Origin of the sequence: Methanosarcina thermophila TM-1, assembly GCF_000969885.1 — an archaeon.
In the GTDB taxonomy this organism is placed as follows: domain Archaea; phylum Halobacteriota; class Methanosarcinia; order Methanosarcinales; family Methanosarcinaceae; genus Methanosarcina; species Methanosarcina thermophila.
The window spans coordinates 2769016-2787854 of record NZ_CP009501.1; the positions used below are offsets into that span (position 1 = coordinate 2769016).

17 protein-coding genes and 1 tRNA gene are annotated in these 18839 nt (G+C 40.3%); 12 read left to right on the plus strand and 6 right to left on the minus strand.

What is annotated here, in order from left to right; genetic code table 11:
- The first annotated feature begins 4 nt into the window (after positions 1-4).
- The 9 genes from MSTHT_RS12060 (at position 5) to MSTHT_RS12105 (ending at position 9564) form a co-directional block, all read left to right on the plus strand.
- Entirely contained in the window at positions 5-250 is a 246-nt protein-coding gene (locus MSTHT_RS12060; RefSeq protein WP_048167994.1) for an ATP synthase, read from the plus strand.
- A 196-nt stretch (positions 251-446) separates the two neighbouring features.
- A complete protein-coding gene (locus MSTHT_RS12065; protein WP_048167995.1) occupies positions 447-998 on the plus strand; it encodes a V-type ATP synthase subunit E in 552 nt (183 codons plus the stop codon).
- Between the two features lie 6 nt (positions 999-1004).
- The gene (locus tag MSTHT_RS12070) at positions 1005-2087 is read left to right on the plus strand and encodes a V-type ATP synthase subunit C (RefSeq protein WP_048167996.1); all 1083 of its coding nucleotides are present in this window, start codon (positions 1005-1007) and stop codon (positions 2085-2087) included.
- Complete coding sequence (locus MSTHT_RS12075) at positions 2087-2389, plus strand: V-type ATP synthase subunit F (RefSeq protein ID WP_048167997.1); 303 nt, start codon at positions 2087-2089, stop codon at positions 2387-2389. Before MSTHT_RS12070 ends, MSTHT_RS12075 begins: the two co-directional genes overlap by 1 nt.
- Positions 2380-4116 (plus strand): ATP synthase subunit A, encoded by a 1737-nt coding sequence (locus MSTHT_RS12080; protein ID WP_048167998.1) that lies wholly within the window; start codon positions 2380-2382, stop codon positions 4114-4116. The genes MSTHT_RS12075 and MSTHT_RS12080 overlap by 10 nt, the downstream gene beginning before the upstream one ends.
- 2 nt (positions 4117-4118) lie before the next feature.
- Positions 4119-5501 carry an ATP synthase subunit B gene (locus MSTHT_RS12085; RefSeq protein ID WP_048167999.1) on the plus strand — a complete coding sequence of 461 codons (1383 nt, stop codon included), beginning with the start codon at positions 4119-4121 and terminating at the stop codon, positions 5499-5501.
- Between the two features lie 5 nt (positions 5502-5506).
- Positions 5507-6136: a V-type ATP synthase subunit D gene (locus MSTHT_RS12090; RefSeq protein WP_181952194.1), complete on the plus strand. Its 630-nt coding sequence runs from the start codon at positions 5507-5509 to the stop codon at positions 6134-6136.
- A gap of 450 nt (positions 6137-6586) precedes the next feature.
- A complete protein-coding gene (gene hypF, locus MSTHT_RS12100; protein ID WP_048168002.1) occupies positions 6587-8890 on the plus strand; it encodes a carbamoyltransferase HypF in 2304 nt (767 codons plus the stop codon).
- A 218-nt stretch (positions 8891-9108) separates the two neighbouring features.
- Positions 9109-9564, plus strand: a complete 456-nt coding sequence (locus MSTHT_RS12105) for a DUF1699 family protein (RefSeq protein WP_048168003.1) — start codon at positions 9109-9111, stop codon at positions 9562-9564.
- 30 nt (positions 9565-9594) lie between these two features.
- Here the strand turns inward: MSTHT_RS12105 and MSTHT_RS12110 are convergent, their stop codons facing one another.
- A complete protein-coding gene (locus MSTHT_RS12110; protein WP_048168004.1) occupies positions 9595-10848 on the minus strand; it encodes a coiled-coil domain-containing protein in 1254 nt (417 codons plus the stop codon).
- A gap of 676 nt (positions 10849-11524) precedes the next feature.
- Here MSTHT_RS12110 and MSTHT_RS12115 point away from each other — a divergent pair.
- Complete coding sequence (locus tag MSTHT_RS12115; protein ID WP_048168005.1) at positions 11525-11932, plus strand: DUF1699 family protein; 408 nt, start codon at positions 11525-11527, stop codon at positions 11930-11932.
- A gap of 134 nt (positions 11933-12066) precedes the next feature.
- Here the strand turns inward: MSTHT_RS12115 and MSTHT_RS12120 are convergent, their stop codons facing one another.
- Positions 12067-12969, minus strand: coding sequence for an IS5 family transposase (locus tag MSTHT_RS12120; RefSeq protein WP_048168006.1), 903 nt, complete (start codon positions 12967-12969; stop codon positions 12067-12069).
- Between the two features lie 757 nt (positions 12970-13726).
- Here MSTHT_RS12120 and MSTHT_RS12130 point away from each other — a divergent pair.
- Positions 13727-13999 (plus strand): hypothetical protein, encoded by a 273-nt coding sequence (locus MSTHT_RS12130; RefSeq protein ID WP_148704397.1) that lies wholly within the window; start codon positions 13727-13729, stop codon positions 13997-13999.
- A gap of 234 nt (positions 14000-14233) precedes the next feature.
- On the opposite strand, the gene MSTHT_RS12135 is transcribed toward MSTHT_RS12130, so the two are convergent.
- Complete coding sequence (locus MSTHT_RS12135) at positions 14234-15121, minus strand: DHH family phosphoesterase (RefSeq protein ID WP_048168009.1); 888 nt, start codon at positions 15119-15121, stop codon at positions 14234-14236.
- A 1343-nt stretch (positions 15122-16464) separates the two neighbouring features.
- Between MSTHT_RS12135 and MSTHT_RS12140 the strand changes: the two genes are divergently transcribed.
- Positions 16465-16806, plus strand: coding sequence for a hypothetical protein (locus MSTHT_RS12140; protein WP_231588091.1), 342 nt, complete (start codon positions 16465-16467; stop codon positions 16804-16806).
- A 336-nt stretch (positions 16807-17142) separates the two neighbouring features.
- On the opposite strand, the gene MSTHT_RS12145 is transcribed toward MSTHT_RS12140, so the two are convergent.
- The 3 genes from MSTHT_RS12145 to MSTHT_RS12155 all read right to left on the minus strand — a co-directional run bounded on the left by MSTHT_RS12145 (position 17143) and on the right by MSTHT_RS12155 (position 18324).
- Positions 17143-17214: transfer RNA gene (locus tag MSTHT_RS12145), tRNA-Thr, on the minus strand.
- Between the two features lie 206 nt (positions 17215-17420).
- Complete coding sequence (locus tag MSTHT_RS12150) at positions 17421-17933, minus strand: chorismate--pyruvate lyase family protein (RefSeq protein WP_082086841.1); 513 nt, start codon at positions 17931-17933, stop codon at positions 17421-17423.
- A 76-nt stretch (positions 17934-18009) separates the two neighbouring features.
- Positions 18010-18324: a DUF5611 family protein gene (locus MSTHT_RS12155; RefSeq protein ID WP_048168011.1), complete on the minus strand. Its 315-nt coding sequence runs from the start codon at positions 18322-18324 to the stop codon at positions 18010-18012.
- Between the last annotated feature and the right edge of the window lie 515 nt (positions 18325-18839).

An 18839-nucleotide genomic window follows, 5' to 3' on the forward strand; every position in this document is an offset into this window, starting at 1 on the left:
AAAAATGACAGACGGAGCAACAGCAGGTCTCTTTTTGGACGCAGAAGGAATGAAAGCACTTGGTGCATCAATCGCAATCGCAGTAACTGGTCTTGCATCTGCAATAGCTGAAAAAGATATCGGTACAGCAGCAATCGGCGCAATGGCAGAAAACGAAGGATTATTCGGTAAAGGTCTAATCCTTACTGTCATTCCAGAAACCATTGTTATCTTCGGTCTTGTCGTTGCATTGCTTATCAATTCTGCTTAAATTTAAGAGCTTTCGCTCTTAAATCCCTTAGAGCATTGTTCTAAGCTTATTCGGGCTTTTTTTCCTTACCGAGTAAGCTTAGAACAGCTATAGTGCTCTAAGTTCCCCCTAGGTATCGTTGCACTCTAAGCAGCTTAGAGTTTTGCTCTAGGCTTTAGAGCACTTTTTTGCTCTAAATTTATTTGGAGGTGTAAGCATGGGACTAGAGATCGTTGTAAAGGACATCCAAGAGGGTGCAAGAGCTGAGGTTTCCCGTATAAAAGCCGAAGGCGATGCAAAAGCCTCCGAGATCATAAATGAAGCTAAAGAAATACAAAAGAAAATGCTCGGAGACAGCCTTGCCAAAGCGGAAGAAGACCTCCGAAATCTGCACCAGCAGGTCATATCAAGTGCAAACCTGGAAGTAAAAAGAATTACGCTTAATAAGCGTAAGGAACTTCTGGATAAAGTTTATAACCAGACAGTTGAAAAAATCAAGTCAATGCCAGCATCCAAAAAAGAAGAGCTGTTGAAGCACATTCTCAACAAGTACGAAGCAAGTGGTGCTAGAGTTTACTCTTCTAAGGATTCAGAAGAAATTGTCAAAAAGTTAACCTCTCTGACTTACGCTGGCAATATTGACTGCATCGGCGGAGTTATTCTGGAAAACGAAGATGGATCAATCAGGTTAGATTTTACATACGATTCAATCCTGAAAGACGTATATGAACGTTCATTGAAGCAGATATCTGATATATTATACGGGTGATGTTTAATGCCGCTTTTGGAGAAGCTCTGGGGGAGAAAACCCTCACGAAAATCCGATAAAAAGAAAAAAGGCAGTTCTAACTATCCTTATGCCGTAACCCGTGTCCGCGCGATGAAAAGTAAGCTGCTTCCTAAAGAAACGTACCCTCGACTTCTTAATATGGGGATTGACGAGATTACCCGCTTTATCCAAGAGTCTGAATATAAAAACGACGTTGACGAACTGGCAATGAAATATAGTGGTGGCGATCTGGCAGAACATGCATTGAACAGGAATCTCGCGCTAACCTATGATAAGTTGGTAAGAATAACTGCAGGAGAACTGAACTACCTCATTGTTGCATATCTAAAAAGATATGACATCTGGAATATTAAGACACTTCTCCGTGGTAAACTTTACAACGCATCTGTCGAAGATATCCTGGAATCTCTGATTGCTGCCGGGGAGTTTACTTACACTTCTATGTCAGAACTTGCAGCAAAGGCTACATACCAAGAAATCATTGATGCCCTGAAATATACCGAGTACTATCCCTTGCTGCAGAAGTTTGACGGAACTAACCTAGCATACATAGAAAACGAACTTGACAAGATGTATTATGCAGGCTTGTTTGAAGCAATCGGAAAGCCAAGAACCAAGGACCGCAAGCTCTTTACCAAAGTTGTCAGACTGGAAGTAGATGTTAAGAATCTTATAAACCTTTTCAGGCTGAAAAAGGCAGGAGTTACTCAGCTTGATGACATCATGCCCAACATGATTGAAGGTGGTCTCGAGTTAAATATCCAGAAACTGGCGTCTCTACCATATGACGAGTTTGTTAATGAGCTTCAAAGAACTCAGTACTGGGATGCAATCTCAGGCGTCGTAGGTTCAGAAATGACTTCTCTGACTGCTCTTGAGAGCAAGCTCACAAGATACTATCTTGAATCTTCAACCATTCTTTCGCATGTAGCTCCGATCACAGTTGTACCTATTCTGGACTATATCATTCATAAAAATAATGAGGCTAACAATCTCCGGATCATTTTCAGGGGTAAAGAGAGTGGCCTCAGTGATGAGTTAATCAAAGACCAGTTGGTGATTATTTAATGGAATTAGCAGTGATTGGAAAAAGCGAATTTGTTACAGGATTCAGGCTGGCTGGTATCAGTAAAGTTTACGAGACTGCTGATATCCAGGCTACTGAGTCCGTTGTAAGATCTGTGCTTGAAGATAAAAATGTTGGGATTCTTGTAATGCATAATGATGACATTAATAATCTGCCGGAAATTCTAAGGAAAACCTTAAATGAGTCTGTCCAGCCCACAGTAGTGGCACTAGGAGGCAGCGAAACAGGCTCAAGTTTAAGAGATAAAATAAGACAAGCGGTAGGTGTTGATTTGTGGAAGTAAAAGGCGAAATTTATCGTGTGGCTGGGCCTGTAGTTACCGCCATCGGCTTGGATGCAAAGATGTACGACCTTTGTAAAGTCGGTAATGAAGGGCTGATGGGTGAAGTTATCCAGATAGTAGGAAACAAGACCATCATCCAGGTTTACGAAGAGACAGCAGGCATAAAACCAGGAGAACCCTGTATAACTACAGGTATGTCTCTGTCAGTAGAGCTCGGTCCAGGTCTTCTTTCCAGTATTTATGATGGGGTTCAGAGGCCACTGCATATCCTGCTTGAAAAGACTGGTGGTTTCATTGGCAGGGGGATTACTGCAGATGGACTTGACCACAAAAAAGTCTGGGAATTCAAGCCTGTTGTCAAAAAAGGCGACCATGTAAATGGTGGAGACGTAATTGGTGTTGTTCAGGAAACCGTGAACATTGAACACAAGATTATGGTACCTCCTTACATCTCTGGTACAGTTGCTGATATAAAGAGCGGAGACTTTACTGTTGTAGATACAGTATGTACCTTAACTGATGGAACAGAACTGCAAATGATGCAGAAATGGCCAGTCAGGACACCAAGGCCAGTGAAGAGAAAACTTACTCCTGAAAAACCTCTGGTAACTGGACAGAGAATCCTTGACGGACTTTTCCCTGTCGCAAAGGGAGGCACTGCTGCAATTCCAGGACCTTTCGGATCAGGAAAAACCGTTACCCAGCAGCAGCTTGCAAAGTGGAGTGATACCGAGATTGTGGTTTACATCGGCTGCGGTGAACGCGGAAACGAGATGGCAGATGTTCTGTGGGAGTTCCCGGAACTTGAAGACCCGCAGACTGGAAGGCCACTTATGGAGCGTACCATTCTTGTCGCTAATACTTCAAACATGCCTGTGGCTGCAAGAGAAGCGTCTGTGTACACAGGAATGACACTTGCGGAATATTTCCGTGATATGGGATATGACGTCTCCCTTATGGCAGATTCCACCTCAAGGTGGGCAGAAGCCATGAGAGAAATCTCCTCTCGTCTTGAAGAAATGCCTGGTGAAGAAGGTTACCCGGCATATCTGTCTGCAAGGCTGGCAGAATTCTACGAGCGTGCTGGGGTTGCTGAGACCCTCTGTGGTGAGAAAGGTTCAATTACTGCCATCGGTGCGGTATCCCCTCCAGGCGGTGACTTCTCCGAGCCTGTCACTCAGAACACTCTGCGTATTGTGAAAGTATTCTGGGCTCTAGATGCAAAGTTATCCCAGAGGCGTCACTTCCCAGCAATCAACTGGCTGAACAGCTATAGCCTGTACAAAGATGATCTTAATGAATGGTTTAATGCTAATGTGGCTCCCGACTATGTCCCCATGAGGGAAAGGGCAATGGATATGCTGCAGACCGAATCCGAACTGCAGGAAATCGTGCAGCTTGTTGGTTCCGATGCACTGCCGGAAGAACAGCAGCTTCTGCTTGAGATTACCCGTATGATAAGGGAAGTTTTCCTGCAGCAGAATGCATTCCACCCAATAGACACTTACAGTCCGTTTGCAAAACAGTACAGGATCTTGCAGGCTATCATGAAATGGGGAGACGCTGCTATGGATACCCTGAAATCAGGTGTACCTATTTCAGAAATCCTCAAGATGGAATCAAAGGACGAGCTCCCCAAGGTCAAGTTCGAAGAGGATTTCGATGGTTCTATGAATGCGGTCCTTGCAAAGATGGATAAAGAATTTGCAGCCCTGGGAGGTAAGTAAGCATGGCAAAAGAGTATAAGACAATCACTCAGATTGCAGGGCCTCTTATCTTTGTCGAGAAAACAGAGCCTGTAGGTTACAAGGAAATCGTTAATATTAAAATGCCCGATGGGACCGTTCGCAGAGGCGAGGTGCTGGACTCTTCCTCCGACATTGTGGTTGTCCAGGTTTTCGAGGGTACTAGTGGGCTTGACAAGGATTGCGGTGTAATCTTCACCGGAGAAACCCTGAAGCTTCCTGCATCCATTGACCTTCTCGGCAGGATCCTCTCCGGTTCAGGAGAACCAAGGGACGGTGGACCAAGGATTGTGCCCGACCAGCTTCTGGATATTAACGGAGCTGCAATGAACCCGTATGCAAGGTTGCCTCCTAAAGACTTTATCCAGACAGGTATCTCCACAATCGATGGGACAAACACTCTGGTCCGTGGGCAGAAACTGCCTATTTTCTCAGCATCAGGTCTTCCGCACAATGAAATTGCTCTGCAGATCGCAAGGCAAGCTACTGTGCCCGGTTCTGAAACTGCTTTCGCAGTAGTATTTGCAGCAATGGGTATTACTAATGAAGAAGCCCAGTACTTCATGAGTGACTTCGAAAAGACAGGCGCTCTGGAAAGGGCAGTTGTGTTCCTGAACCTGGCAGATGACCCTGCTGTCGAACGTATAGTCACCCCACGTATGGCTCTCACAGCAGCCGAGTATCTGGCATACGAGCATGGCATGCACGTTCTCGTCATCTTGACTGACATTACCAACTATGCAGAGGCTCTCCGTCAGATGGGTGCCGCCCGTAACGAAGTGCCTGGACGTCGTGGATACCCAGGTTATATGTACACTGACCTTGCGACCCTCTACGAGCGTGCAGGTATTGTCAAAGGTGCAAAGGGATCAGTTACTCAGATTCCAATTCTCTCAATGCCTGGTGACGATATTACCCACCCGATTCCTGACCTTTCAGGATATATTACTGAAGGCCAGATCGTGGTTGCCAGAGAACTGCACAGGAAGGGTATTTACCCACCAATTAATGTGCTGCCGTCCCTGTCAAGGCTGATGAACTCAGGTATCGGAGCCGGCAAGACAAGGGAAGACCACAAGGCGGTTTCTGACCAGCTGTATGCAGCTTATGCAGAAGGGCGTGACCTTAGAGGTCTCGTGGCAATCGTCGGTAAGGAAGCTCTGTCCGAAAGAGACACCAAGTTCCTCGAGTTTGCAGATCTCTTTGAGGACAAGTTTGTCCGTCAGGGAAGAAACGAAAACAGGTCAATCGAAGAGACTCTGGAGATTGGATGGCAGATTCTCACTCACCTTCCTGAGAACCAGTTGGGTAGGATTGACAACAAATATATCCAGAAGTATCACCCAGCGCACAGAAAGAGTAAGTGATTGCCATGGCTCAGCAGGACGTAAAACCAACTCGGTCGGAGCTAATTAATCTCAAGAAAAAGATTAAGCTGTCTGAAAGCGGGCACAAGCTCCTGAAGATGAAAAGGGATGGTCTTATTCTTGAGTTCTTCAAGATCCTTAACGAAGCAAGGAACGTCAGAACCGAGCTGGATGCTGCCTATGCAAGAAGTACGGAAAAAATCAATCTAGCCTCTGCTGTGAATGGAATGATTGCAGTCCGATCAACTGCCTTTACAGCAAAGGAGTCTCCTGAAATCCAGCTTTCAGGGCACAACATTATGGGTGTTGTGGTGCCAAGGATCAGCTCTACTGGAGTTCGCAAATCCCTCTACGAGAGAGGCTACGGTATTATCGGGACAAACTCGTATATCGACGAGACTGCTGATGCCTATGAGGACCTTGTAGAAAAGATCATTACCGCTGCAGAGCTGGAAACAACAATGAAAAGGCTCCTTGATGAAATCGAGAGGACCAAGAGACGTGTAAACGCTCTCGAGTTCAAGGTCATTCCCGAGCTCATTGAAACCATGAAGTACATCCGTTTCGCCCTTGAAGAAATGGAAAGGGAAAACACCTTCAGGCTGAAGAGAATCAAGGCAAGAATTAGAGAGTAATCCTGATTTGAGCATGGCAGCGTGTAACGACCGACCGAATCTGGTTGAAAGAGCAATATATAAATTAGGTGAACCCGAAAACCAGGCCCGCCTGTTACAGGTGGCCTGGAGAATTTCCCTTTTAATGATGATTATGGGGTTCATCATTATAATAAAAACAATTTATCCCGAGTTTATGTGACCTGAATTTCAGGATATGAATAGTCCTGAAACCAGTCACAAACTCTTGTTTTATATAAGATTATCTGAATCTAGCATGTAATTTTTTATACCTCATGTAATTTTTACACTTGTTTTTGGTAAACACTATTTCCTGCTATCATTTAGTTTAATCTCGCATATGTTTAATTTTAAAACATCAGTTCAAAATTTTAATCTACTAGTAATACTGCTGAACGCTTTTAATTACTTAGAAAGCTATTTTAACGACAAGCTCAATCTTTATTTTATATGAAAAACGAAGCAAGGCTTCTCCATATTACCGGTACTGTGCAAGGGGTAGGCTTTCGCCCTTTTATATATCAGATTGCAAAGGCTCACGGACTTTTCGGATATGTGAAAAATCTGGGAAACTATGTGGAAATTCTTTTGGAAGGGAACCTGGAAAGCCTTGATAATTTTCTTGCAGATCTTCTGGAAAAAAAGCCCCCTCTCGCTAAAATTACGGAAATCAAAACAAAAAATGTCCCTGTTTCCGGGTATTCTGAATTTATTATTTTGCCCAGTGAATCTGGAGTTTTTGAAAATTCCATAATTCCCCCCGATACGGCTATTTGCGAACAGTGCAAGTCTGAAATTTTTGATCCTTCTTCGAGGTACTATCATTATCCTTTTACAGTCTGCACAAACTGCGGTCCTCGATATACGACTGTTCGATCCCTCCCTTATGACCGAAAAAACACCTCAATGGCAGATTTTCCTCTCTGCCCAGAGTGTGAGAAAGAGTATACTGACCCTCTTAATCGAAGGTACCATGCCCAGCCTGTCTGCTGCCCAAAATGCGGGCCGGAGATCTGGCTTTCGGACTCCGAGGGGAATGTACTGGCAAAAGGCTATAAAGCAATTGCATGTGCCTCGGATTTCCTCCAGCAAGGTTTTATCCTTGCTATAAAAGGTTTTGGAGGTTTTCATATTGCCTGTAACGCGCGAAAAGAGGAACCTGTAAAGGAACTCAGAAGACGGTTAAAGCGTCCGGAACAACCTTTTGCAGTTATGGCAAATAACGCTCGGGTTGTGGAAACTTTTGCAGAGGTTGAAGGTATAGGAGGGACGTATCTATCATCTTACCGCCGCCCTATTACTATACTTCCCAAGTCAAAGGAATTCAATTTGGCTGAATCAGTTTCTCCTGGTTTGCACAACATCGGTGTAATGCTCCCCTATACAGGCACGCAGACTCTGCTTTTTGACCGCATGCCTGATGCCGTATATGTCATGACCTCGGCAAATCTGCCAGGGAGGCCTATGGTCATAGAAAATAAAGAAGCGCTTGAAAAACTTAAGGGGATTGCCGATTATTTCCTGCTGCATAATAGAGTTGTTGCAAACCGGAACGATGATACTGTTATCCGGATTGTAAATGGGCAAGCAGCCTTTATACGGCGTTCAAGAGGCTATGTACCCGAACCTGTAGAACTGCCTTTTGAGGTCGAGGCTTCCATTGGCGTAGGAGCTGAGATGAACTCCACGGTTACTGTAGCAAAAGGAAAATTTGCCTATATCTCTCAGTATATCGGCAATACCAGCCATGTGGAAACCTTCAAATATCATTCCGAGGTTGTCAGGCACCTTATCCAGCTTACCGGAATCGAACCTCTTCGCTGGAGTTGTGACCTGCATCCCGCTTTTAACACAACTCGTTATGCGCTGAAGATGGGAGGAGAGAATACACTTAAAATTCAGCATCATATTGCCCACATGCTCGCACTTATGGCTGACAACTCCCTGCCTCTGGATTCAAAGATTCTTGGTATAGCCCTTGATGGCGTTGGATACGGCAGCGACGGCGCTATCTGGGGAGGAGAACTTTTTGAATCTTCTTATTTAGGACATGAACGCATTGGGCATTTACTTCCCCAGCCAATGCCTGGGGGAGACCTCGCATCGAAAATACCATCAAGAATGGTTCTGGGCATTCTTTTCGGGAAACTGGGGAGAGAAGAGCTTGAAAAACTTCCCCTTACTTTTCCGAAAGGAACTATGGAGTTATCAACTGTAATGAAACAGCTTGAGACAGGGGTAAATGTCATTCAAAGCAGCAGTACAGGCAGAGTACTTGATGCAGCTGCTGCAATGCTTGGGATCTGCGGAATAAGAACCTATGACGGGGAACCGGCAATGAAACTGGAATCTGCCGCGAGAATGAGTACACATGCCGTAGACCTTCCTGTGATCATCAAGAAAGACAGGAATACAGGTGTTCATGTACTTGACACAACCGAACTTCTTCTGGGGGTATATGAACTTTCCGGAAAGTATTCCTCATCTGATCTTGCTTTTGCGGTTGAGGAAAACCTTGCGAAAGGAATATCAGAAATTGCCATCTCTCTTGCGGCAAAAAAGGGACTTGAGAAGATAGGCCTCAGTGGTGGGGTTGCCTATAATGATCACATTACCTCGTGCATTGCAAGAAACGTTAAAGAAGCAGGTTTTGAATTTCTGGCTCATCACCAGGTTCCCTGTGGAGACGGATGTATTTCCTTCGGGCAGGCTCTTGCGGCAGGGTTGAGCATAAAGCTTAAGAAAGAATTTTGAGGAAAGTCCTGATTAACCGATATCCGATCTTCTGAGTGAATAAGTTTATATTTATTCTCAGGGGCTCAGATCTGGCACTCTTCCAGCATTCTTATTCATAACTATTTCTTTTTTTAGTAAACTTTGATCAATTTTATCATCATGCTGAAATTTGATCAGAAAGACTGAAACACAAAATTAAATAAATGATCCATGCTTAGATATGAGTGGGAGCATAAATGGGGCTAGGTAGTGTACGAATTAGAGTCGTGACAAATAGAGATGAAATTTCCAGCCTTAGAGCAGATGAGAAGGCAGTACACCTTGCTTTTAGACCATCGGCTAAGGATCTTTTCAGTCTGGTCAAGGCATGTCCAGGCATAGAATTACTTCAACTTCCCGCATCTTCCTATGATGGACTCTCAAAGTTTATCAGAATGTACCTTGCTTCTTCAGGTATTCATCTTGTAAAAGGAGATGTCAGCGGGCACTGGCATGATCTTAATAATTATTTTGTAATACCCGCTTATGTACTTGAAAAAATTAAAGAATTAAAAGTTCAGGGAAAAACCGAGGAAGAGATTATCGGGGAGGTTATGAATCTAAGGAAAATTAGTCCTGATATGATTCTCCACCTGCTTCACAGTTCATTCCTTACACCGAGCTCAGAACAGCCACGAATGAATAAAGTTTAAATAGAAGCTCCTGTTTCCGCTTCCTGCGGCTTACAGGCGTTTCCACCATTTTCTTGAGGCTTTCTGTTCTTCTATCTGCTTTAGCCCTTCAGATGCAAGTTTCTGTTGCGTCCGATATCTTCGGTTCTCTTCACTAAGCTTTGAAAACGCTTCTTCTTTACTTGCAAGTGTCATTTTTAACTGCTTTATGAATTCTTCTTTTTCTTTAAGCTGGACTAACAGTTTTTCTTCTCCTTCATAGCCTGAAAGCTGTTTCTCAAGCTTATTTATTTTTTCTTCAGCCGTGACAAGCATAGCTTCCAATGTATTTATTTTCTGTTCTTTCCTGGTAAGTTTTTCTTCAATTTTTCTTATTTCCCCAGCCTTTGAGATGACATCTTCAGCCAGCGTCTTAAGATCTTTATCTTTTATGGAGATATTTTCTCTAAGATCTTCGATTTCTTTTTCATTTTCCAGAAGTTTCTCCTCAAGGATGTTTATTTTTTCTCCTTTCTCCTTGAGTTCCTCAATAAGTCTTTCTATCTTTTCTTCTTTTTCGATGAGCCTGGATTCAAGATTCATAGTTTCTTCATTTTTATCCGCCAATTGCTCCTGAAGGGATCGCAGTTCCGAATCTTTATCCAGAAGAAGCTTTTCGCGCGCTTCAAGCTCTTTTTTTAATCTTTCCAGATCTTCTTCTTTGCCTTTAACCTGTTCACTAAGTGCTTTTATTCTCTGGACTTTTTCCTCAAGTTCGACCTCCAGCTTTTTCCATTCAGGCTGCTTGTGATCAGGCTGGGAACCAAGGGAATTCGACCCTAAACTCTCTGTGTCCTCCTGAGCAGTAAATGCCGGGGAGATTTCTTTTTCACCATAAGAAGCCTGTGGCTCTTTTTCATTAGAGAGAAGACTTATTTGCCCCCTGGCGTTTTCACAGATTCCAGCCCAGGCAAGAATAGAAGCTATCGGGGTTACTCTCTTAATTACAGTATCGCCTATACTGCAGCCATAGACTTTGCTCGCAATATGACCTTCAAGTGTGTCAAGGCCAAGGTTAGAGTCTCCCAATCTCGAATTTGTCGCGTTTCCTTTTTTTACCTTCCCACCATTTTCCCTTATAAAGTTAACAGCTTCGGAAAAGACTTCCCAGGGAAGAAATGGTTGGTTTTTCAGGTTGTCAACATAGACTCCATCCACTTCGGACCGAGCTTCAAAAAAACGTTTCCCGTTCATCAGCGGAATCTTTGCTGGATTTCCTTTCTTATCAAACTGGCTTTTTATTTTTGAGATAACAGGATCTTCCATGCGCGAGCCTCTTCAAAATAGTATATGGAGTATAATGAATACGACATTTTATAAAAATTGTGCGATTTTCCAGGCATGAATTCCGGTGTTTTGATCCTGGTGCGATTTAAGTTATTTCCGATGGAGTGGGTCTTCCTCTTCCGTAAATTCTCATTTCAGATCGATTTTTTTATAATTGCTTTTTAGATAAGCCCTTTAAATATTAGTTGACTTTTTATTATCAGCTAATTTCAAAAATTTCAGTTAATTTCTAAAAATTCTATAATTCTATAATCTTAGTTAACTCTTGAATATTATGTAATTTTAAAATATCAATTAATTTTGAAATACTGACCAATTTTAAAATATAGTTTCATCTTGAAATTTTAGCTAATTTTGAAAAATTTAAAACTGCCCTGACTTAAAGGAAAATAGATAATTTTCAGTAAAAAAATCGGATTTTTGTAAGTTTTGCTCTGCAGGTATCCTGTAAAATGTTCCCAAATATTTCGTTATGTCTTGTTAAAAACACTGTTCTACATATTGATTTTTGTTATTTAGATCTTAATTTTACAAAAATATCCGAAAAAACAAAAATAAAAATTGTTTTTAAATGATTCAAGCAAGATAGAAAAATATTTAATGAAGGATTTTTTACTATCATACAAAAAAAATAGGTAAATCTGGAGGATTAACTTTGAAAATAAGGGTTGTGAGTTCAAGAGACGAGATCTTTACACTGAATCCAAATGAGAGGGTAGTGCATCTGGCTTTCAGACCCTCAAATAAGGATATATTTTCGCTGGTTGAGAACTGTCCGAAGATTGAAGTTATACAGCTTCCTAAATCTTACAGGCGTACGGTTTCTAAATCTATAGAAATGTTCCTTGAAATGCAGCGTATCCAGCTCATCGAGGGTGATGTCTGGGGCCACAGGAAGGACATAAACGAGTATTACCGCATTCCTTCGTCAATCATTGAAGAAATAAGAGAACTCAAAACTGAAGGTAAATCTACTGAGGCTATTGAGGAAAAGATCTCAAGGGAAAGCAAACTTAACCCTGAGATGGTTGCTTACATTATTCGAAAGGATGTTACAGCCTGAGGAGCTAAAACAGTGGCTTTAACTTCCCTTTAATTTATTTCTTTTAAGCTTTTCACCTGCTATATTACAATTCAGGCTTTTTTCGCCATTCCGATTCTTCATAATCCAATTTTCTCTATACTTATAAAATATTATTATCTAGGCTCTGTAGAAATCCTTAATTTAATCCATAATAATTGTATTACTTTTTTGTTTATATTATAGACTATTAGTTTAACTTTTACTTCTTTTACTTGATTTCTAACCTTTCTTGCTCTTAATGTTTCTCCAAATTTTCTTTTTACAACAGATATTATTGTCTCTACTATATTCCTTCTATTGTATTTGATCTTATCAAAGTCTTTGTTTAATTGTTTTCTATATTTTCCGTTTATTCTCTTTCTTTTTCTTTCTCTCAAAGGTACTATTGAATCTGCTTTTATCTCTTCTCTTATTAGAGTATGAATTTCTTCGGAATCATATCCTTTATCCATCACATAACATTGAGACTTTCTTGACTTGTTTGATTGTCTTATCAGAGTCTTTGCATGCTTGACATCATGATCTGTTTTTTGGCTAATTTTCCATCCTAATATTACTTTTTTAATAGTGTCTACTGATATTGAAGTTTTAAGGAAGCTCCTTCGGAGCTTCCCTGTTCTCTTAGAATAATAATGACTTGCATAAGAACTCGTAAATCCTGTTGCATCAATTGCCGTAATGAGAACTTTTTCTCCATGTGAGTAAAATAGTTTTAGAGTTTTTGACAAAATTAGGTTAAACAATGAAGAGGGAATTCTGGACACAAACTTTTGAAGAGTAGTGTAATGAGGAACCTTATCAAGGTCAAGTTTTTCCTTTATACTGTTCATGAGGTCAACAAGTTCTACAAAGTCACGGTAGTCTGTACTTATATACTCCTTCAATAAAACAAGAACAAGAAGCTGATGTTGAGTATAAACACGTTTGGAATATTTGCAGGAGTAAAGGTTCAGTCTGGAAGACTGAACCGTTTTAAGACTGAGATCAATAAATTTAATATACTTATTTGATGACAATAGCAATTGCTCCTTTGTTTTTTGTGTGGACAAAAAAATTAAGGAGCATTTTTACAATTTTATTTTTATAATTTTTGGGTAAAAACAGAATTTAGAGGATTTCTACAGAGCCATTATCTAATATTATTCAATACTTTAAAATTTTAATTATTCTTTTATTTATTTAACTTTTTTATTTTCTATGATAATGCTTTCCAACATTTTGCAGACCTTTCTAGTATAAACTAAATGGGAGTGAACAAACTTTTAGAGATAAAGGTTCCCTTGTTTGTACTTACAACTGAAAAATACCTAACAAAATCATATTTAAAGTGCTGGAAAAAAGGAAAACCAGGTTTTAAAACCCAGTTTAAAACTCTGGTAGAAAAAGTGATTTTCTCTCATTCATATGAGAGGAGAAGTAAGTAGTGAAATAATAAGCAGGTAATTAAACAATATCCATTCAGGCAATAAATGGGCAGAGATAAAGCAGTGAAATCTCAGCAATCATCTTTTCATTCATCTATTGCTTTTTTATCCTCTATTGTTAAACCATATTACCAATCTTGTTTTGCCATCCTTTGGAAGCTCAATACAGCCTTCGATCTGTTCTACAAGAATATTTACAAGTTCAAGTCCCAATGAATCCGGATTTTTGAGATCAATTTCTGGGGGAAAACCTTTCCCATTATCCTCGATTGATAGTGTTTTTTAGAGCACGTCAAGATAGCCAGTTATTTATGGAAAGGCGATTAATATGAATACGGGAGGGACACCAGTGACCGCGACAAAATATTCTGCTGAACTGACATCGGTAGTAATGAACAAACTTCAAACTGCACCTGATGATTATATTGATGTTAGAGTCTTTCTGGAGCCGGATTCAATCCTTGAAAAAGTAAGTGCTGAGCTTGAAGCAAAAGGGATGAAAATCCGAACTATTATCGAGGGACCTGACGTTCAGGTCAGAGGTAGTATTGCAGTAAAGAATCTCAATGATATCAATGCAGTTGCCGAAGTGTATAGAATCGAGCACGATCATGTCCTTTGAAGGATGATCAAACATAAACCTGGATTGATCCTTTTGTTTAATCCTCTCTAATACTTTTTTACTTTATCAGGGTATTACTCACATGCATTTGGAATAATTATTTTTAAAAAAGATGATGAAAAATAAGAAGTCCAGAATCTGGGTTTTCAGGATGTCTGGAACTCCTTTTGCCTTATGCCCAGAAAAACCTCGAATTATGGTAAAATGTGATCTCTGCAACGCTGAGGTAATATTTCATGTGAAAAACAGGCGTGGAAAATCAATATTCTTCTTCTGGAATCCTGCAGCATTTTTGTGCCCTCCGCCGCCATATTGCTGGGCAATCTTGGCACAGTCAGGTGAATTCGGGTTCTCTGAATCAGACCTCAGGCTGAATACTACCATATCTTCTACTGCCTGCCACATGACAGCAATATCATATTCAGGCTTCTTGTAGATGAATTCCCCTAGCTCGGAAATATTCCCTGTAGTGTTTACAAGCCTGGCTCTCCAATTATGAAAAGTAAAATCAATCCCACGATCGAAGGCTTTCTGAAGTTTGTACTTTTGAGCCTCCAGGAGCAATTCACCAATGGAGATCATTTTATTTACGGTTTCTTCGTATTCCGAACCAAGAAGCACGTCCCACACAGGATCGTCAGGAGTCTTGACCATCAGGCTGAAACCTGCACTGAATGCCCTTGTATCCGGGTATTCAAACGTCCACATATCCTTATCCCCTATATAGGCAACAGCCGGAGGGGGCGAAATATTCTCAGGATGAGTGTACTCCCATGTAAGCATGCAGGCTGCCTTTTCAAGAGACCGAATTCCCGGAATACTGCTTGAGCCCCACAGTTCGGGGAACTTTTCCATAGCAGTCCTGTGATGATCTATCCATATCAGCTTAGACCCGCAAATCTTTACGAATTCTTCCATTCTGTCACTTGAAAAATCAACAAGCCACACTTTTTCAGCTTCGTTTATTTCTTCCTCAGTCCATGACTCCTTTCCGTAGTTTATAGCAACAAACTTTATGGAAAATTCGTTTTTGTCGTAGTAATTCGCAGCGACAGCAGCTGCACAACTCCCATCGTTATCATCATGGTAATAAATCAAAATAGTGCGTTTCTCATCAGTCATTTCCTGTTCTCCTTACTTTAAAGGATCTCCTCTCAATTCTAGCTTGTTCTCACGTGTGCTTAGTTCCGGAAGTACCTGCTAGCCATACTTTTTCAAACTATTATACGCTGGAGTACAATTTATAGAACTTCTATCAATCACTAAAATGAAATATGTATTCATTTGTCTGTAATAAAATAAAGGGTGTGGTTAGGAATCTTCTAAATATTTTATTTTTATAACTATAATAAATAAAAACAGAGTATTATAAACCGAACATTTAATTTTATTCTTTGACTATTTCCCTAAAAAAATTCAGATTTGGTAAATATAATCCTGCATTTTTAAATTGCTGATCCCGGTTTGGAATCCATGCAGGTTTTATGAGTACAGGAGATTCTGAAATTTAATCTCATAAAGCCTTGACTATGATAAAACATCAATTATAAGTCTCACACTTTGATGTAACCTGCATCAGACGGCTGGTTATATTTTACCTTGAGCATATTCTGAGCACAGGTTCTAAACAGATTTTCTTTAGAAATTTTATACCATTATTCCGATATAATCAAGTATCCTATCATAGGCAAATATATAAAAAACAATCAGTAAGTTACAAGGAAAATAATGAGTTACCTGCCGAAGATAGGATGCATGTCGCAACTGTATATTTGTGTACACTCTCTACAATTAGAATTCAGATACGTCCATCTTAAACTTAAGATGGACTATCAAAATATTTTAGATCATAAATTTAGGGACGTTACATAATAAAACAGAGTAGAAAATAATCATAACTGCCGTTCCGGTATATAGGACAAATCCTGTGGGTTTGTTTTCTTGAACAGGTAGTTGTCAAGAGTTAATAAATTCAAGCAATTTGCCACACCTTTTTTCACACCTTTTTTCACATTTTTTTAAAGATTGTTATTTTTAATTGTAAACACTGATTATTTTTAAAATTCATGGAAATGATGTTTATTATGGATGCATGGATGCCAATAGGCTGCCTCTGGCGTTAAAGAATCCATTCATTTACCTATACTAATTTTTGGCAATTTAGTATGCCAGGAATTTCCAGCGTTCAAATTCTCCTCAAGAAATTCCCTTTTAATTCCCTGAACGGTGAGCTTTACGGTGAACTGTAGAAGCCTTTGTGAGGGGATTAAATCAAATAATAATTTAAATAATAATATTTTTAAATATTTAATTTATATAATTATATTAGGGGCTGAAATGGGGAATAAAATTAGCTGCAAAAACGGGGAAGCACTAAAATCAACATTAAAACCCCTTGAGGCGGTACAGGATTTTGTGAGAAATTCCTAGAGAATAAAGGAGACATAATGAAGGGATGCGCCAAAATGAAAAAATTTTGTAATATCTGCGGTCGGGAACTGCTGGAAAATGTGCCGGTCGTCGATACCAGCCAGGATATGATACCAATAAAGTTCGAGGAGGTTCGCGGGGATAATTCCGATTTGATATGCATTGAGTGTGCAGTTGAATCGGTCGAGTATCCACCCTTCTTATGTTCCAGATGCGGACAGCCAGTCGAGTTCGGTGAGCACTTCTATGTATTAAGGGTAGGAACCCTAAAACCCAGTGGTCCGAAGATAGACCTTAAAGAAGTATCCCCTGACGAAAAATGCATCTGTGTAACGTGCTATGAAGAGCTCATGATTCCTGAAGAGGAAGAAGGGTAACAAACGGATAGCTCTGTTCCCTGCTCCGCAGTTAGTTTTTAATCCCAGGCAGAATAAGGGTCAAGTTCTGGAGATATTACAGGTGGAAAAAACAGAACTGATTTTCAGTTCTGTTCATAGCTTTTTCTTTTTTTTTAGTTTTATCTAGGTTTCAATCCTGAATCTGGATTAAACTCTGAGGATTGTAGGATTCTTAAACTGCTACGGAACACTAAAATTCTATAGGTTCAAAAATAAGATTTCAGTATGAAATGCGTACAGTTATCCAGATATCTCAGCAAAGAGATCGTTGAATCTGAAGAAGATGAAATTTAAAAAAGAAACAAAAATTAAAAGAGCCTCGGGCGGGATTTGAACCCGCGACCTCGTCCTTACCAAGGACGCGCTATACCCCTAAGCCACCAAGGCACTATTATTCTAAGAGCATCTCCAAAATATCACACCAGAGATATAAACCTTTCGACTGATATCACTAACATTTGAAAAATCTCTTATGTCTACTGGAAATTTTGTGGACAAAATTAAAATAATTTGGGAAACGGGTTTCAAAAAAAGCCTGAATATTTCGATTTTATTACTTAGTCTGATCTTTTCTTTATATCTTTTATTTTCCTTTATAAGCACCAGCGCTCATCGATCGGGAAGCGCTCGTTGATCCACATGAGAGTGCGGTTGTTGTGAACTATTTTGTAGGAACGGGAAAGTACAGATATGCCGTCGAAGGTTGGTTCGCCTTCAAGGATTTCGAGTTCCTCCATGTCGCGCCGGGTTTCGAGATTGTGGCTGCGCAGGATACGACCGATAGGGATGTCTGCCCGCATGAGTTGTTCCCGCATGGTATCAGGCATTCGTTCCAGGGGAGAGAGGGATCTTGCATAGACAAAGACTGTGCCGCCTGCAGAGAGCCATACTGCCCGGTCGTTTACTTCACTGCCTTCTTCCACATCGAGAAGATCAGCAATTGGTTTATCGGCTTTGATGATGTGCTGGGACTCAGTAGTCACGCTCACCGGCTGCCTGGTCATTATCTCCAGGAGGAATGTCACCGAACCGTCGGTTCCGCAGCAGACCCGCAGGCAGGTTGGAATCTCAAAACTTTTTAGTTTTTCAAGAAAATCGGTGTTCAAAAAGATACCTCAAGCTAAGGATTGCAAAATAACAGAAATCTCAAAGTTTCAAAACAGTGTTAGGTCGTCAGGAGTTTTAATCTCCTCCGACATCTTTCTTTGCCATTTTTACGCGTTCTTTTGCTGTGTATCCAGTCGCTTTATACAGAAAATCCCTGAAGACCTTATTTGTCTGCAGGATAATCTCGTCATCAGTTACAGTTTTGTCGGAAACCGTATCCACAAATAGCCTTTTATTATCAATCCAGACTTTTATCTTTGACATAGCTCCATAGGAAGTCTCAAGGACACCTGCGTCTCTGGAGATCTCCCCGGGAAAGCACTCTTTCATTACCGAGTAAATCCTGTCAATATCAGGTTTAAAACCGCGTTTTAATTTATACTGTTGCATTTCTACCCTCTTATAAAAGATTTTCATCTCAGATAAAGTTTGCTTAGAACAGGCTAGCTTAGAACCTTTTCCCTCGCATTAACTTATTATTACTTTATTTGTTGTTTTTATACTTCTTTTATATTTGTTGCTTTTTATACTTCTTTTATAGCAGTTCTTTTCTGTAGATTTATTCCTGACTTGATTTATTCCTGACTTACTTTCAACAATTTATATCCAATTATGTCTGGAATTTTATTTAGTTTATTGATTTTTGGGGTATATTCATAGTTCCAGAGCTATACTTCGAGAGCTGAATATTCGCTTCATGGCAGATAATGCCTTTGAGAATCAATCATAAATATGATTATGTCTTATCATAAATTGATATAAAAAGAAGTCTGCTTATATTTCTCTTACCCGATGTACGTTTGTGACATAATTGCCATTGCCTCAACAATAAAAAAACAAAAAGCCCTGCTTGCTATAGTTAAATCGGTTTTTTTGACTGAAACTGATAAAACTGGCAGAAGTTA